15 protein-coding genes and 1 pseudogene are annotated in these 16,188 nt (G+C 60.8%); 13 read left to right on the top strand and 3 right to left on the bottom strand.

Going from position 1 to position 16,188, the window contains the following annotated elements; translation table 11 throughout:
* Window positions 1–26: 26 nt before the first annotated feature.
* The 8 genes and pseudogenes from ACLPJJ_RS00680 (at window position 27) to ACLPJJ_RS00645 (ending at window position 8,311) form a co-directional block, all read left to right on the top strand.
* Window positions 27–2,825 carry a xanthine dehydrogenase family protein molybdopterin-binding subunit gene (locus ACLPJJ_RS00680; RefSeq protein WP_443588746.1) on the top strand — a complete coding sequence of 933 codons (2,799 nt, stop codon included), beginning with the start codon at window positions 27–29 and terminating at the stop codon, window positions 2,823–2,825.
* On the top strand, window positions 2,822–3,367 hold the full coding sequence (locus ACLPJJ_RS00675) for a (2Fe-2S)-binding protein (RefSeq protein ID WP_443588745.1): 546 nt from the start codon (window positions 2,822–2,824) through the stop codon (window positions 3,365–3,367). The genes ACLPJJ_RS00680 and ACLPJJ_RS00675 overlap by 4 nt, the downstream gene beginning before the upstream one ends.
* Before the next feature lie 22 nt (window positions 3,368–3,389).
* A complete protein-coding gene (locus ACLPJJ_RS00670; protein WP_443588744.1) occupies window positions 3,390–4,604 on the top strand; it encodes a c-type cytochrome in 1,215 nt (404 codons plus the stop codon).
* Between the two features lie 183 nt (window positions 4,605–4,787).
* The gene (locus ACLPJJ_RS00665) at window positions 4,788–5,444 is read left to right on the top strand and encodes an XdhC family protein (protein WP_443588742.1); all 657 of its coding nucleotides are present in this window, start codon (window positions 4,788–4,790) and stop codon (window positions 5,442–5,444) included.
* A gap of 272 nt (window positions 5,445–5,716) precedes the next feature.
* Window positions 5,717–6,001 (top strand): annotated as a pseudogene (gene tnpA / locus ACLPJJ_RS00660) (IS66-like element accessory protein TnpA); the annotation flags it as partial.
* Window positions 5,998–6,345 (top strand): IS66 family insertion sequence element accessory protein TnpB, encoded by a 348-nt coding sequence (gene tnpB, locus ACLPJJ_RS00655; RefSeq protein ID WP_443588741.1) that lies wholly within the window; start codon window positions 5,998–6,000, stop codon window positions 6,343–6,345. The pseudogene tnpA and the gene tnpB, both read left to right, overlap by 4 nt.
* 59 nt (window positions 6,346–6,404) lie before the next feature.
* Window positions 6,405–8,057 (top strand): IS66 family transposase, encoded by a 1,653-nt coding sequence (gene tnpC / locus ACLPJJ_RS00650; RefSeq protein ID WP_443588739.1) that lies wholly within the window; start codon window positions 6,405–6,407, stop codon window positions 8,055–8,057.
* A gap of 2 nt (window positions 8,058–8,059) precedes the next feature.
* Window positions 8,060–8,311, top strand: a complete 252-nt coding sequence (locus ACLPJJ_RS00645; RefSeq protein WP_443588737.1) for a hypothetical protein — start codon at window positions 8,060–8,062, stop codon at window positions 8,309–8,311.
* Window positions 8,312–8,421: 110 nt separating this feature from the next.
* On the opposite strand, the gene ACLPJJ_RS00640 is transcribed toward ACLPJJ_RS00645, so the two are convergent.
* From ACLPJJ_RS00640 to ACLPJJ_RS00630, 3 genes are read right to left on the bottom strand one after another with little or no spacing between them, the layout of a single operon-like run.
* Window positions 8,422–9,645, bottom strand: coding sequence for an adenylosuccinate synthetase (locus tag ACLPJJ_RS00640; RefSeq protein WP_443588736.1), 1,224 nt, complete (start codon window positions 9,643–9,645; stop codon window positions 8,422–8,424).
* The gene (locus tag ACLPJJ_RS00635) at window positions 9,642–10,574 is read right to left on the bottom strand and encodes a hypothetical protein (RefSeq protein ID WP_443588735.1); all 933 of its coding nucleotides are present in this window, start codon (window positions 10,572–10,574) and stop codon (window positions 9,642–9,644) included. The genes ACLPJJ_RS00640 and ACLPJJ_RS00635 overlap by 4 nt, the downstream gene beginning before the upstream one ends.
* A complete protein-coding gene (locus ACLPJJ_RS00630) occupies window positions 10,567–11,592 on the bottom strand; it encodes a hypothetical protein (RefSeq protein ID WP_443588734.1) in 1,026 nt (341 codons plus the stop codon). Before ACLPJJ_RS00630 ends, ACLPJJ_RS00635 begins: the two co-directional genes overlap by 8 nt.
* Window positions 11,593–11,717: 125 nt before the next feature.
* Between ACLPJJ_RS00630 and ACLPJJ_RS00625 the strand changes: the two genes are divergently transcribed.
* The 5 genes from ACLPJJ_RS00625 to ACLPJJ_RS00605 all read left to right on the top strand — a co-directional run bounded on the left by ACLPJJ_RS00625 (window position 11,718) and on the right by ACLPJJ_RS00605 (window position 16,004).
* Window positions 11,718–12,425, top strand: a complete 708-nt coding sequence (locus ACLPJJ_RS00625) for an NUDIX hydrolase (RefSeq protein ID WP_443588733.1) — start codon at window positions 11,718–11,720, stop codon at window positions 12,423–12,425.
* A gap of 821 nt (window positions 12,426–13,246) precedes the next feature.
* Window positions 13,247–13,471: an antitoxin MazE family protein gene (locus tag ACLPJJ_RS00620; RefSeq protein WP_443588731.1), complete on the top strand. Its 225-nt coding sequence runs from the start codon at window positions 13,247–13,249 to the stop codon at window positions 13,469–13,471.
* Complete coding sequence (locus ACLPJJ_RS00615; protein WP_443588730.1) at window positions 13,468–13,821, top strand: type II toxin-antitoxin system PemK/MazF family toxin; 354 nt, start codon at window positions 13,468–13,470, stop codon at window positions 13,819–13,821. The genes ACLPJJ_RS00620 and ACLPJJ_RS00615 overlap by 4 nt, the downstream gene beginning before the upstream one ends.
* Window positions 13,822–13,978: 157 nt before the next feature.
* Window positions 13,979–14,194 carry a hypothetical protein gene (locus tag ACLPJJ_RS00610; RefSeq protein ID WP_443588729.1) on the top strand — a complete coding sequence of 72 codons (216 nt, stop codon included), beginning with the start codon at window positions 13,979–13,981 and terminating at the stop codon, window positions 14,192–14,194.
* Window positions 14,195–14,204: 10 nt separating this feature from the next.
* Entirely contained in the window at window positions 14,205–16,004 is a 1,800-nt protein-coding gene (locus ACLPJJ_RS00605) for a recombinase family protein (RefSeq protein ID WP_443588728.1), read from the top strand.
* Window positions 16,005–16,188 lie beyond the last annotated feature (184 nt).

Below are 16,188 nucleotides of genomic sequence, written 5' to 3'. Positions count from 1 at the left end.
CGCGTCGTTGCTTTCTCGCAGGCAGCGTGGCCGCGGGCATCGCCATTCGGATCGACTTCCTGCCGAAGGCGGCGCAGGCAACACTGATCGACAACCCGCATGACACGAACCCGCCCTGGATCGGCCCTAGCGGCAGACCGCGCTTCCGCATGGAGGCCGTCGCCAAAGTCACCGGTGATAAGACCTTCACGCGGGATTTTCGGGCGCGGGACATGCCGGGCTGGCCCGGCACCCAAAGCCACGCACTGCTGATCCCCGCAACCCGCGCCGACGCGGCCTTCGAAAGCCTCGACCTCTCTCTGCTTGGATCGACGTTTCAGCCGGATCGCGTGGTGCTGGGTGATGATCTGGTGAAAGACGGTTTGGCACCGCCGGGCGGCTCCGTCGTGGTGGCGCCAGGCTTTTATGGTGACATGCTTCTCGTGCCAAAGGGTCGCACACCACGGATGCTTGGCCAACCCGTGGCACTCCTGATCTACCATGATTTTCCGCGTTATGCCGCCGCCCGCAGGCGCCTGCGCTTCGCTGACGGCGTCACCCGCTGGGGTGCCGTAACGGGCTACGATCCGCCACCGAACTACGGTGCCAGCCGCATCGTGCGTATCGGCGGCGCAACCCCCGCCGATCCTGACGTCTATGCACCACTGACAGGCACAATCGTCTCCGGCGGCTTCAACGCCGAGGGCGTGGTCTGGCCTTCTTCCGATGCTCAAGGCGATCCCGGAGAACAGGCCATGGCAGCCGCGGATATGATCGCGGCGGCCATCGCCGAGGCCGGCAGCACGTCACTGGTCCTGCGGCGCAGCTACCGCTCCCAGTCCGTCGATGCCTCGGCGATGGAGCCTGATAATGGACTGGTTTGGTATGAGGCTGCCACTGGCACCTTGCATGCGATGATTGCGACGCAATCACCCTATGAAGTGGCGACAGCCACCGCCGGCATGGTCGCGGCCGCGCAATTCGCCCTCTCCAACATCGATTTGACGATTGGTTATACGGTTGGCTACGGCACCAAGGATCACTCGATCTTTCCCTACTACTGCATGATAGCCGGCCTCTACGGAGAGGGCCGGCCCGTCCGGCTCGCTAATGACCGATTCGAACAGTTCCAGATGGGGATGAAGCGCCACGCCTTCTGGATGGATAATACCTTAGTCGTGGACCGGCCGACGCAGGCTTTCCAGATCATTAAGGGCGTTTTTCACTGCGATGGCGGCGGCCGGCGGAACTTCTCGCCCGAGGTGGGATTTGTCGGCGCGACTGCCGCCCAAGGCATCTACTATCTGCCGAAAAGCGATTTCTCAGTAGAAGCCTGCGCGTCTCGCGCCGTCGATGCCGGTTCGACACGCGGTTACGGCACGCTGCAAACAATGATGGCGGTCGAGATGATGGTCGACGAAGCGGCCGAGCTATTAGGCATTGACCCGATCTCGCTCCGCCTCAAGAACGTGCTCCGCACCGGCATGAAGAATTCCCAAGGCGCCGTGGCTGCTGGGGCGTTGCGCGACGACGAGATCCTCGCCCAGATGGAGACCCACCCCCTGTGGCGCGATCGCGTCTCGCGGAAAGCGGCCTACGAGGTCGCCAACCCCGGGAAACGCTACGGTGTCGGGTTCGCCCAGGTTCACAAGGATTTCGGCGACGGCGCTGAGTGCGCGATCACCACGCTGATGCTCCACCCCTCCGGCACAATCAGCATGCGCCAGAACGGCAACGATATGGGCACGGGTATGACGACATCCCAAGCCATGATCGTGGCCGAGATTCTGGGTAAAGTGCCGGATGCCTTCACCTTCGGCGTCGTGGACTGGCCCGAGATGCCGCTCTCGGATGCGCTGGCGGCGAATACGCAGGAACAGCAGGACACGCTGTCACAAGACCCGCGCTGGACGCCCGGCTACCTGGCCTCGATGAGTTCCTCCAACAGCGCCTTCTTCGTCGGCCACGCGACGCGCGAGGCCGCACGCGCCTTGCTGCGGCTCTGCCTGTGGCCGGCCGCCGTCTCAATCTGGTCGCAGGGTCCCGGCGGCGGCCAGCTTAGCCCGCTCGCGGTCGATGTCACGCAGGCACGCTTCGTGGCGGGGCAGCTGACCGCTGGCGGCCTGGAACCACTGAGTTTCGCGCGGCTTGCAGCGGCGGCGCATGCGCTCGGGCTGATTACCGGCGTCAGCGTGCATAGCTTCAACCGTTGGCAATGGGCGGAGGCGGTCTTCGATGTGCCGGAGGTGGGCAGCCTGCGTCTGCCCGTGGATGGGCTGGCGATCCGCTACGGCGATGGCGCACCGGCCGACCGCAAGGCGCTGATGACGGCGGGCGGATTTCAGTTCCTAGAGCGGCAGGCCGTATTCTACCCACCCATCGCACGGATGAATGCCGGCGTCACTTATTATTCCGGCATGGCGACAATCGTCGAGCTATCGATTGATACCGCGACCGGCAAGGTGGATCTTCTGTCCCATCACTCGGTTCTGGAATGCGGCAACCAAATCGTGCCGGAGCTGGTCTCAGGCCAAATCCAGGGCGGCCTCGCCATGGGTATTGGCCACGCGCTGCATGAGGAGCTCCCGCTTTACGAAGACGGCCCCGGCAACGGCACCTGGAACTGGAATCGCTACCGCCTGCCCCATGCAGGTGATGTCGCCGTCTGGACACAGAGTGCCACCGTCCTGCCGCCGCTTTCCGAGACCGATCCGCCAAAGGGCATGGCCGAGGTCGCCATGATCCCCGTCGTGCCGGCCATTGCGAATGCCGTGGCCCATGCGATCGGCAAGCGCTTCTACCACACGCCCATTACCGCCGATCAGATCCTTGAGGCGCTGTCATGACACTTGACCTGAGGCCGCTGTCGATGACGGTCAATGGTAAGGTGGTTGGTCCCATCGAGGTGCCCGACGACCTGATGATGATCGACTTCCTGCACGAATATCTGAACCTCACCGGCTCTCGCTTCGGCTGTGGCCAAGGTATCTGCTACGCTTGCGCGATCATCCTCGACGATCCAGTCCAGGGCGCGGTTGAAATACGAACCTGCATCACTGGCGCGCATTTCTTCGCGGGAAAGAGCGTGCGCACCATCGAAGGCCATGCCGAACGCGATGCCGCCGGGAACGTCGTGCAGCTGACGAATGTGCAGCAGGCCTTCATCGAGCATTTCGCCTTTCAGTGTGGCTATTGCACGCCGGGTTTCGTCACCGGCACGACTGTCCTCATCGAGCGTTTGCGTAAATCGCCCGTTCCGCGTGCCGATCTGCAAACGATGATCGAGACGACCCTGGCGCCACATATTTGCCGCTGCACTGGCTACGTGCGCTATTATCAAGCGGTACAGGCATTGATCCTGAACACCCCCGGCCTGGTGAGCGATTGAGATGAGGCCGGTCTCCCTTGGCATGAAGCGCATGCTCATCGCCTTCGTGGTGATCTGCGTCATCGGCATTGCCGGCGCACTCGCGATCCTGTCCGGTGCTTTCGAGCATAGTGTGGTCACATCTGCCGTCGACCAACCGCTGACCTCGGCCGAGATGGCGGCGTTGGTGCCGCGTGGGCGCTATTTAACCCAGGCGGCCGATTGTGCCGCCTGCCATACGGCGCCCGGTGGCGCGCCGTATGCGGGCGGTCTTGCCTTTCCTCTACCGTTCGGCACGCTGTATGCGACCAATATCTCGCCCGACCCGCAAACCGGCATCGGCAAATGGACCCGGGCCGATTTCCAGTATGCAGTTCGGGATGGCATCGGCCGCGGCGGTGTGCATCTGTTCCCGGCCATGCCCTACGTATCCTATCGGCAGCTCTCCGAAGGCGACGTCGATGCCATCTACGCCTATCTGATGGCGCGGCAACCGATACATCAGCCGACGCATACCGACAGCTTTCCCCTGCCCTATATCCGACAGACCATGACCTTCTGGAATCTGATCAACCTGCCGGATCACGGCTTTGTCACCAATAGTGCGCGAACGCCGGCGTGGAACCATGGCCGATACTTGGTCGATGCCCTCGGGCATTGCGGCGAATGCCACACGCCGCGTGACATCACCATGGGCATGATCCCAAGCCGTTACCTGCAGGGCGCCATGGTCGAGACTATCGACGCGCCCAATATCACAGCGCCCGGCCTCGCCCGGCTCGGCTTCGATCCCACCGCACTCGCACAATTCATGCGCGCCGGGCTCGGGCCGCAAGGCGTGATGACCTTCTCGATGTACGAGGTGGTTGAGCATTCCACGCGCTACCTCACATCGGCAGACGCCACCGACATGGCGTCCTACCTCATGGCCGACGCCCCAGCGTCGACCGCCGTGATCATGACCGGCGCGACTGGGGACACGGCGGCTGGAAGAACAAGCTACATCGCCGTCTGCGCCGGGTGCCACGGCGTCAATGGAGAGGGCGTGCCGCACGTCGCCCCCGCGATGCGGACGGACGCCACCGTGCGGCTGCCGAGCGCACACAACCTGGTGCTCGTGCTCACACAGGGGCTGCCGGAGCACGACTTCCCCAACGGCGAGTATATGCAGGCGATGCCCGGCTTCGGCCATCTTCTTACTAGTCAACAGATCACCGGCATCGCCGACTATCTGTGCGCGACCTGGGGCAGACAATAAAACGCTGCCTTGATGATTTTGAATTGACAACAACCAACGTGAGCAGAGACTTCTGCGACGCCGTGTTCAAATTTAACTCGTTATAATCAACGCAATCCGGTCACGCTACGCAGAGGTTCCCTAACTCTCAAGGCGGACCGCAAAAACGGAGCGCCTCACCAGACGATTGATAAGGCAGGATACATGCTAAACATTGCATATCTTACGTTTGAAGTACAATCGTGGGATGAAGGTCATGCGGCGCTCCGTTTTGCTGCGGTTTCAGATGCCGCCCTTTGCACCATAGTCGGTATCGAAGGCCGTTTTTCGCGTAGGCTTGGCGCCCAACGGGCTATTGGTCCAAACAATAAAATGGTGGGCAGTTTGGCCGATGGCTGCTTGGAGAAGGAGCTGGCACATCATGCGGCCAACGCCGGTAAGTTAGGCGAGCGGCCGGTGTTGCGCTTTGGCCGGGGATCACGTTATCTCGATTTCCGTCTCCCCTGTGGCTCCGGCATCGATATCCTGGTTGACCCCCAGCCAAACCGCAACGAGCTTGCAAGAGCGGTCGCCGCGCTGGATACGCGAAAACCCTCGGCGTTGTCTCTGCCTGTGCAGGGGCCTAACATGCTTGAGCACAGGCGCTACTTGCCTCCTTGCAGATACTCCTGTTTGGCCGCGGGCCGGAAGCCGATGCTCTCGTTCGCCTGGTTGGCACGTTCGGGTTACGTGTCCGGCACGTTCTGCCCGGCAGTGGAATTTCTCTGGGACGGAAGCCGGCTGACCTTTCCGCCGACAATTGGACCGCTATTGTTATCATGCTTCATGACCATGAATGGGAGTTTGGCACCTGCCCAGTGAGGTCATTAGAGAGCTTGCCAGGTTTTCGACCGGCACCTCAACAGCGTGCTCTTAAAACAGTTAACTCTCGGTGGTTTCGTGCCCCCGCAGTATCCCTCCGATAGCGGCCACCTTCTGGGATTTCGACATTTGGGTGAGGATCCTGGCATCGTAACTTGTTGGGGTGGAAAGTGTCCACAACCGAGATAATGGACATAAGTTTGCGGGCGAAGCGGCGGCACAAAGTGTGGCCTGAGGCGCTGAAGCGCGAGATTGTGGCGGCGTGCGCGGTGCCTGGCGCGTCGGTGTCGATGGTTGCGCGGCAATATGATGTGAACACCAACCAGGTTTTCACCTGGCGCAAGCTCTATGCTGAGCCACCGGCCCCGGCGGCACCGCAGCTTTTGCCGGTGGTTGTGACGCCAGAGCAGCCTGCGGCACTCTCGCCTTCGCCCCCGCCAGTGCCCCCGGCCGACATCATAGAGATTGAGCTGCCGCGCGGCTATCGCGTGCGGATCGGCGGCAACATCCAAGTGGCGGCGCTGCGCGTTGTGCTGGATGCGTTGGAACGGCGATGATCGCCTTTCCGCCGAGTGTGCGCGTATGGCTGGCGGTGGGGCGGACGGATATGCGGCGCGGCATGAACGGTCTGGCGTTGCAGGTCCAGCAATCGCTTGGCCGGGACCCGCATGCGGGCGACCTTTATGTTTTCAAAGGCGCCCGTGGCGATCTGATAAAAATCCTTTGGCATGACGGCATCGGCATGTCGCTTTATGCCAAGCGGCTGGAGAAGGGGCGCTTCACCTGGCCCTCACCGAACGACGGGGTGCTGGCCATTTCCGCCGCGCAGCTGGGCTATATGCTCGACGGAATCGATTGGCGGAACCCGCGCCATAGCTGGCGCCCGGCGAGTGCCGGATAATGTTGCGCGGGGCGATTTTATAGAAGCCAACGGCCAGGATTTATGATTCTATCCTGGTCATGGACGCCGATCTTGCCGCTCTGCCGGACGACATTGCTGCGCTGAAGGCGACGCTTCTGGCCGAGCGCAGCAAGATGCAGGAGGTGGCCGCAGAGCTCGCGGTAGCGCGCGCCAAGGCGTCCGAGGATCTGGCCTTGATCGCGCATCAAAAGCTGCGGATCGCCAAGCTTGAGCGCCAGATATACGGCCCGCGGTCAGAGCGGTCGTCGTTGCTGATCGAGCAGATGGCGCTGCAGTTCGAGGAGCTGGAGGCGACCGCCACTGAAGATGAATTGGCTGCCGAGATCGCCGTCGCCAAGGTCACGTCGGTCGCGGGGTTTACCCGCCAGCGCCCTGAGCGCAACAGCTTCCCCGAACATCTCCCGCGCGAGCGCGTTGTCATCGCCCCGCCCGCGTCTTGCACCTGTTGCGGCGGTACGCGGCTGCGCAAGATGGGCGAGGATGTCACTAAAACCCTGGAATCGATCCCCCGCCAATGGAAGGTGATCGAGACCGTGCGGGAGAAATTCACCTGCCGGGATTGCGAGAAGATCAGCCAGTCACCGGCCCCCTTCCATGTGATCCCGCGAGGCTGGGCTGGGCCAAGCCTGCTGGCGATGATCCTGTTTGAGAAATTCGGCCAGCATCAGCCCCTGAACCGCCAAGCGGAGCGCTACGCGCGCGAGGGCGTGTCGATCAGCCTCTCGACCATGGCCGACGCCGTGGGGGCGGCGTGCGCGGCGCTGGCACCATTGAGCCGGCTGCTTGAGACCCATGTCCTGGCCGCTGAGCGCCTGCATGGCGACGACACCACCGTGCCGGTTCTGGCCAAGGGCAAGACCGACACTGGCCGATGTTGGGTCTATGTGCGCGATGACCGGCCCTTCGGGGGCGCGGCACCGCCGGCAGCGATGTTTTATTACTCCCGCGACCGCAAGGGCGAGCACCCCCAGCGCCATCTGGCTGGATATAGCGGGATCTTCCAGGCCGACGCTTTTGACGGGTATCGCCAGCTCTATGCGCCGGACCGAAGTCCCGGACGCATCATCGAGGCGGGATGCTGGGTTCATGCCAGGCGTCCATTCTTCGCCATGGCCGATCTCGATGAAAACGCGCGGCGAAAGGCCGCCGGCAAAAAGGAAATCCCGCTCTCGCCCATTGCGCTCGAGATCGTGCGCCGCATCGATGCGCTGTTCGAGATTGAGCGGACAATCAACGGTAAAATGCCTGATGAGCGTAGGGCTGTTCGCCAATCTCTAAGCAAGCCGCTTACCAACGAGTTGCTGCTCTACATGCGCGAGCAGCGCGCCAAACTCAGCCGTGGCCATGACCTCGCCAAGGCCATTGATTATATCCTCAAGCGTTGGGACGCCTTCACCCTGTTCCTCGATGATGGCCGCGTGTGCCTCTCGAACAACGCCGCCGAGCGGGCGTTGCGCGGCATCGCATTGGGCCGAAAATCATGGATGTTCTGCGGCTCAGACCGGGGCGGGCAGCGTGCCGCCGCCATGTACAGTCTTATCGTCACGGCCAAGATGAACGGCGTCGACCCGCAGGCTTGGCTGGCGGACATCCTGGCCCGGATCGCCGCCCACCCCGCGCATCGCCTTGATGAGCTATTACCCTGGAATTGGACGCCGGCGGCATCCACGGTTGCCGACGTCGCGGCCTGACCATGGCGCCGGTCAACAAGGTCCACCACGTCTATACCATCACCCGCGTCGCCGAGATGCTCGGTGAGGACGTGGACTGGCTGAGCGACATTGTCGACGAAATGGACCAGGAGGATGGTCTGATCTGGGTTTACGGCCCCGGTGACGAGGAGCTCATGGCCTTCACCGACTACGGGATCGAGACGCTACAGGGCCTAATCGAAATCCATAAGGCCAACCCGGACCTCCTCAGACGATCAACCAAGCCGGAATAGACGCACTGCGGCCCACGCCGGATGCTTACCCCCCGCAACCACTTTTGTCATAACTCACTCACCGTCCTAGTCTGACAGACGGGGGACAGGGCGGCGCTGTTATTAGTTGATCATCCATAAGATGATGTGAGAGGCGCTAGATTAGAACAGAAGCCTTTGGAAAATCTGATATCCTCGCGGCATGGGCCGTAGCTGATACCTGCAAGTTGCAAGCGCATATGATCATGCGCGGCCTCAAGCAGCTCGTTGCCGCTGCCAATTTCCTTGATATTTTTTCGCCACCAGACCGCTTGATGGCTGACCTGATCCAGGCAAGTCATCGCTAAATATTTATCGATCCGCACTGGTGCCCGTGCCTCATCCTCGTGGATGGTTTCTGCCAGTAGATCGAGGTCGAGCACTCCGAAGCGCAGCGTGCCCTGCCACATATTTGGTATATTCGTTTCGTCCGGGCAGGCCATTTCCCGCACCTCGCGTGGAAACGGCCCTACGCCATGCCGCGTGGCATAAGCGCGCGTCATATAGATCGCCCTGATCTCCTTCACCCCCCACTCCGCGGCAAGCACGGACGGGTTGGCAAGGCCGGTCTTCGAGGGGGTGACGTGTGGGAAGAACGCATGATCCTGATCCAGCAATAATCCTTGTGCGCCCTCGAAAATGAGCCTGTCGGCACGGGCAGCCGCTGCGGCGATTGCGCCGTCATTCACCGCCACGAGGCGGCACATATCTTCAACATCCTGCGCGAAATGTTCGGCAATAATAGGAGATGCAAGCCGTGCCTGCCAGGTTTTGTCCGGCAGGACACCAAGTGCCGCCAACCTCGATGGTACCCAGTCATGCAGGATCCGCGCTCCGATTTCTGTCACTTTGGCTTGGTCAGCCAAATCCCGGAACCGCAGCGCGAACCCCTCCCGCTCACTACGCCTGATGGTCTCATTGATCCCGAGTCCGCAGGAGCCATGCCTGCCGCCGCTGCGCGCCTCCTCAGCGATCTGGTTGATCATCATGTCCCAGGGCGTCGTCACTAGCCCGTCCGGATCGGCAAACAATACGGGGCTGATGCCGATTTCAGCGAGTTCGGACAGCTCACGCAGCAGCATCATCGGGTTATGGACGAAGAACCGCGAGAGGAAGGTCGCGGCGCCGCGAAAGGCGCCGCTGCCCACATGGTGGAACACATGGCGTGTGCCGTCCGGGCGCTGGACCGTATGGCCGGCCTGGGAGCCGCCATTGGCCCGGACGACGACACTTTCGGCACCGGCAAGGGCATCGGTCATCAGCCCCTTGCCCTCGTCTCCCCAGCCAGCGCCGATAATTGCAGAGGCTGTGCTCATCTCCCGCCGCCGAACCAGCGCAGCCCCGTGCTCTTGGTCACAGGCACGAGCCCCTTCGTGGCCTTCTGCACGACCAGCGCCGTATCGCCGCTCCAGCTGGCGGCCACATCCGCCGCATGCACACCCTCGACGATCTGAATCGCCGAGACAACGACTTCCGAAAGCTTTGTATAGTCCGAGAGCATGAGCACATGCTGGCCCAGTATATTCTGCCAGCTGTTGCGGACTTGGTCGGGATAGCTGCGATAATGCGAGCCCTGCTCCACTACGACGTGGAAAACATGATACTGGCGGCTCACGAGGTCCAGAAGCTGCTCCGCCGTATAGTCGATTTGCGGCCTGACACCGATCACCCGTTCGACCTCCTGAGCCTTCAGAACTGCGGGCACCTCTTCATCGCCGACCGTGAACAGATACCCTTTTTTGCCGCGCTTCTCATGCGCATCGGTCAAGGTATGCATGGCGGCGAAATACCAGGGCAAAGTGTAGGACTCGCAGTTGTTCCCGCCACCGCCGCCTTCCAGAAACAGATCCTTCAGCTGCTCGGCGATACGGATGTCGGCCTCAAACTGAGAGACCTGGAGCGGCGCCCTGTCGCAGACGACATCACCAATGCCCATGAACATGACATGCGGATCGGCTACCGGCTTGCGGTCATAGATGTTGGTGAAGAACGCCGGCAATCCCTCGCGCACCATATAATCGGGTATTTTTCCCATGGAACCGGTCACGTCCAGCCCGAGGATAATTGGGGTGGAGTTCGGGTTGTCGGCGCTGTCGCGGGATTCGCGAACAAGCCCCTTGGCCTTGGCCGGATCCAGGCTATCCTTCAGGCTGCGGCTGGAGAATACCGCATCCCGTGTCTTGCCGGCAGTGGTCCTGGCGGTGAAGCTGTCCCAGTCGGTGGTTGAAAAACGTCCGCTACCCATTTTGTGCATCCTTTCCATACAGGTCGCTTGCTTTGACAGGCAGTTCGGTGAAGCGACGGGAGCCGAAGCTGTTTTCGAGAGTTTCTGGCCAAGCTTTGTATTCTTCGATGGCATTCATGCCGCTGGGCAGGCGCAGCCAGTCGCGCAGGGGGGCTGGAATACCGGTATCGTGCGCGAGGCGCGTGCCAGAAAGATCGCCGAGCATTTCCCGGCCAATGCCCCGGACCAGCTCCAGATCGATCGAGCCGATGGCGCGCTCGGTGTTCCGGGCGACGGCGGGCAAAAGCTGGTCGGTCCGCTCAGGGATCGCAACCAGAGGCTCATCCAGAGCGGCGGTATAGAACCATCCGCCGAGAATGGCCGCGACATGTTTCGTCGGGGAGATGAAGACGGTCTCGGCCGACAAACCCATATGCGCGATCTGCCGGTATGCGCCGAGATAGCAGACCGCGTTCAGAAGATCGCTCATCACCCAGGCAACATGCCGTGGATCTACCTTGCCACCAAAATGCGCGATCAGGTCGCTCAGCCGGATAAGTCCGGCGGGCTTTCCCAGCACCAGGACACGCTGTCCCCGTTCCGTATCAAAGGCTGCCTTGAGCTGCGGCAGACGTGGCTGCATCTCGGCCGCCATCCTGTCATTTGCGAAAGTCAGGCCCTTGATGGCCACCTCCGCCCGATGGGCCAGAGGAGCAAAATCCTTTTCAACCACATAGGCGATGACACTGTTGCCCAGATAGACCGTGCCCAGCTCGAAGGGATAAGTTTTGAAATAGCGTATTTTCCGCCCTGCCAATTCCAGCAGCCCAGGCACTTGCCAGCGGCCTTGCCGGATATGCAGCTCCGCCTCTTTCTTCAGTGCCGCCAGATGCTCAAATACCTCACGCCGGCCTCCAGCTCTATCCGGATGCCACAACATAGCGAGCCTATGGTACAATATAGCAACCTGATCTGGCGCCTGAAACAGACATTCAGGCTCGCTCGCCGGTATCGCCAAGATCTCTTCAGCCGTGTCCATGATGGAAACACCCCTTAGACCAAATATCCGTCTAAGGCCGTTATGCTCTTTCTAGACTTAGACGTCAATGCCGTCTAAGTAGGTTTTGCCAAATATTTCGCAGTCGGTGGGCAATGGGGGCAGTTTTGAAGATCGAGCGGGTCGCGCATGATGCCGAGGGCTATCCGGTCCCACTGGTGATGGTGGATTGTGCCATTTTCGCCCTCAAGGACCAGGCGCTGCACCTGCTTCTTCCGGTGCGCACCAAGAATCTTGAGGTCGGCAAGCGTGCTCTGGTTGGTGGCCGTTTGCATCTGGATGTTGATCATTCGCCGATGGATGGGGCACGCCGGGTCGCGCGGGAAAAACTTGGAATCGATGTGCGCTATCTTGAACAGCTGCATAGTTTCGGCGGGCCGAACCGCGACGAGGGCTGGACGGTGACGATCGCCTATATCGCCATCGTGCAGCTCGATCAGATTCCCGCCGCGCTGCGCGCTGACCTTTTCCCAGTGGACCAGATCCCTAAACTGGCATTCGACCATAATGAAATCGCGGCCATGGCGGTAGCACGCATGAGGAGTAAATCTTCCTACTCGTCCCTGCCAGCATTCCTTCTGCCTCCGGAATTCACGATCGATGATCTCAGACATGTCTATCAGCAGGTCACAGGTGCGACGCTGGTAAAAACCACCTTCCGGGACCAGGTCTTGCGCCAGGGTTTTGTTGAGAGAACCGGAAAGATGAGCGCCGGGCGTACTTACCGGCCGGCTGAACTTTGGAGACTAACTGATCAAACGGTCGCGAATTTTAACCGTGTCGTGTCCCGCGCGCAAACTATAAGCCGAAACTGAGTAATTCTCCGCGGAAGACTAAGTGCAAAAGAACTGCCTCGCCATCACCAACTGAATTTTCATGATATGTCATCTTCTTGGGCATCGACCGGTCATCTGGATGGTGGGGATGATGCTCAAGGTGGACATTCGGCGAACCTGCCCATCACACACTCATCGTCTCTTGATTGCAGAAAGTGGGCGCAGCGACAGCAAATCGGCAGCACACATGTGCGGGCTTTCTTGCCATGGATTTAGCCGCGAAATCGCATAACGCCCGGGCTGAAAATGGGCGTCAGGGCTGAAAATCGCGGAAAAAAGCGATTGCAAGATAAAAACACCGCCGTCGGACGGGGCGCATGTGGCTGGTTTAACAGGGTTTTTACCGCCGCTCGAAATCTGCCAAGACGGCGCTGCCATGAAAAATGTCAATCAATTCAACGATGAATGTGCCGTCGGCTGTGGAAAATTGGCGCTGGGGCAGTAAATCGGCGGCGCGGATTTGCCAGTTTTATTCGGGCGGTTGTGGCCGCAAGATCGCATAATGCCAGGGCAGAAAATGAGCCTCAGGGGTAGAAATCAGGCGGAGGAAACGATTGCCAGATAAAAGGACCGCCGTCGGCTGGGGTGCATGTGGTTGGTTTGATTTGGTTTTTAGCGCCGCTCAAAATTGTGCCAAGACGGCGCTGCCGCCAAAAATACAAACCAGTTCAGGGATAAATGCGCCGTCGCCTGGGGGCAGCGGGAGAAATCCTGCGGCGAGTAGCGTGACCTGGATAAAATGTCTGGCCAAATGCCCCTAACGGGAGTAGGTTACATGTAACTCTCTTGGAGGGATCATCATGGCTTCGCCATCTCGACCTAAGTCCACCCGCGTGAAGGTTCAGGAGCATCGCGACCGGCTGCGCGGGCAGGGGCTGCGGCCCATCCAGATTTGGGTGCCGGATGTGCGTGCGCCGGCTTTCCGCTCCGAGGCCCATCGCCAGTCGCTTGCCGTCGCCGCCAGCGCCCATGCGCATGAGGATCAGGCGTTCATCGACGCGGTGTCGGATTGGGGCGTTGAATGAGGCGGGGAGATATCTGGACCGTTGCGGGGGGGAAGGATTATGCGGGCAAGCCGCGCCCTGTTGTGATCGTTCAGGATGATAGTTTTGACGGGACGGACTCGATTACCATCTGCGCCTTCACCACGGATGAGACCGAAGCGCCTCTGTTCCGCTTGGCCGTGGAGCCGAATGAGCACAACGGCCTGCGCGCGGTGTGCCGCCTGATGGTGGACAAGATTACGACTGTCCCGAAATCGAAGGTTGGCGCACGCGTGGGGCGTTTGGACGACGAGGATATTTTGCGTCTTAATCAGGCCGTGCTGGTGTTCTTGGGATTGGCGGTGTCGCCTAAAACCAAGCAGGTTGCGTGACGAAGTAGGGTTGCGCATTTTTCGCTCGGCTCGATTTTTTGGGTTTTGCCGCGCGCAAGTTTTTCTACGCTATGATGCTGCGCTTTGATATTCTGACTTTTCTGCGCTGTCCCCTTGTTGCTTTCTGCCCGATCGACCTCGGCGAGGGAGCATTTGGATGGCGGAGGATGAGGAACGCAAACGCCTGCGCCCGGCGAATGAAAACGGCGTAGAGACGAGCGGGGATGGCGTCGAAACGCAGCGGCGGGACGACGCACTGGTTCTGGTGATTGCCCGTGCGCTTGGCCGGCAGATGGCGCGGGAAGAATTTGCCAAGCTTCGATATGGGGCCGCCAATGACAATAGGCGGCCCGTAGAGGATGAAGATGGATAGGAGATAACCCATGACCCGTGTCGCGCTTTATGCCCGTTACTCCTCCGACAACCAGCGCGAGGCGTCGATAGAAGATCAGTTCCGTATCTGCCGGGAGCGGGTTGCGCGCGAGTGTTGGCAGATGGCGGGAAGTTACTATGATGCTGCCATCTCCGGCGCAAGCCTGATCCAGCGGCCAGGCATTCAGGCTCTCCTACGCGATGCCCAGGAGAAGAGGTTTGAGGTGGTGCTGGCCGAGGCTCTAGACCGGATCAGCCGTGACCAGGCCGATGTGGCAACGCTGTTCAAGCATCTGCGCTTTGCCGGTGTGACCATCGTCACCTTGGCGGAGGGAGAAATCTCAGAACTTCACGTCGGGCTTAAGGGCACGATGAACGCGCTGTTTCTGAAGGACCTCGCGGCCAAGACGCATCGCGGCCTGCGCGGGCGGGTGGAGAAGGGCAAGGCCGGTGGCGGGCTCTGCTTTGGCTATCGGGTGGTGAAGAAATTGGATGGCAATGGCGAGCCGCTTCGCGGGGAGCGTGAGATTGTCGCGAGTGAGGCCATAACGATCCGGCGTATTTTTGGCGAATTCGCTGCCGGTAAAAGTCCCAGGGCGATTGCCGTCGATTTGAACCGGGAGGGCATTCCCGGTCCGCTCGGGCGGGCTTGGGGGGATACCAGTATCCGAGGCCATGTCAGCCGTGGCACCGGCATTATCAACAATGAGTTGTACGTTGGCAGGCTTGTTTGGAACCGCCAGCGTTTTGTGAAAGACCCCTCGACCGGCAATCGCGTGTCCCGGCCCAACCCGGAATCGGAGTGGATTAGGACCGAAGTGCCGGAACTTCGCATCGTCCCGGATGAGCTTTGGCAGGCCGCCAGGGCGCGCCAAAGTGAGATCGCAACACTGTTTGAATCGACCACCACCGGCATCCGCGAGGCGCGGGCCAAGAGGCTGCACGCGGCGCGCCGGCCTGTGTCGCTCCTTTCCGGGCTACTTACCTGCGGCTGCTGCGGGGGCAAGTTCGGGCTGATCCTGCGGGACCGCTATGGCTGCCTCAACCACCATCGGCGGGGAGTCTGTGAAAATGGCCGTACCATCCGTCGCGGGGTGATCGAACAGCGTGTGCTCTCCGGCCTGACGGAACGCATGGCGTCACCGGATGCGGTGGCAGCGGCGGTCCGGGCGTATCACGAGGAGAGCAACCGTTTGAACCACGAGCGCCGCGCGCAGGCGCATGCCGATCAAAAAGCGTTGGAGAAGATCGGCCGCGCTGTTGCGGGCATCATGGCGGCAATCGAAGACGGCATGTACCAGCCCGAGATGAAGGTGCGCATGAACGAGTTGGAGCGCCAGCGCGCCGAGATTATAGCCCGTATGGCGCAGACTCCGGCCGACCTGCCGGATATGCATCCGAATGTCTCCAACCTTTACCGCGCCAAGGTCGCCAAACTGGCGGAGGCGCTCGATGAACCAGAGACCAACCGGGACGCCGCCGAGGCGATCCGGGCGTTGATTGGCGAGGTGGTGCTCACGCCGGGCGAACAGCGCGGTGAGGTCCATGCCAGCCTACGCGGCGAGTTGATGGCTATTCTCGAGACGGCCGGGAAGGGAGGAAAACCGCCAGTTCCGGCTGTTAGGACAAGCGCGGCTGCAGGCCCCCGCAACCAACTTGATTTGCTGTTCAAGAACAGACACAGAACCGTCCGGACAAACCCGGACGGTTCTGTTGTTTTGGGCAGACAAGGCCAGGATCCCAGCCAGGGCGCCGCGGATCTCAACCCGCAGCTTGGCAAGCCCCCGAACGGTAATCCAGGTCCAATGTAGTTACTCACCAGTTGGCAATATAGTCGACACTTGGGGCTCTGAAGAATGAGCGGATGAGGTCTGGAGCCATATGAAGCGTACCGGAGTTGCCCGAAATCCACTGCGCAAGGGCGAAAAGTTGCTCGATAAAATCGAAGCGCAGCTCGCCGAGATTCGCGCGGCACCAGACCTCATCCGCTCATTC

Origin of the sequence: Acidocella sp. (assembly GCF_052326845.1) — a bacterium.
Lineage (GTDB): Bacteria > Pseudomonadota > Alphaproteobacteria > Acetobacterales > Acetobacteraceae > Acidocella.
This window is presented reverse-complemented; position numbering and strand designations above follow the sequence as displayed.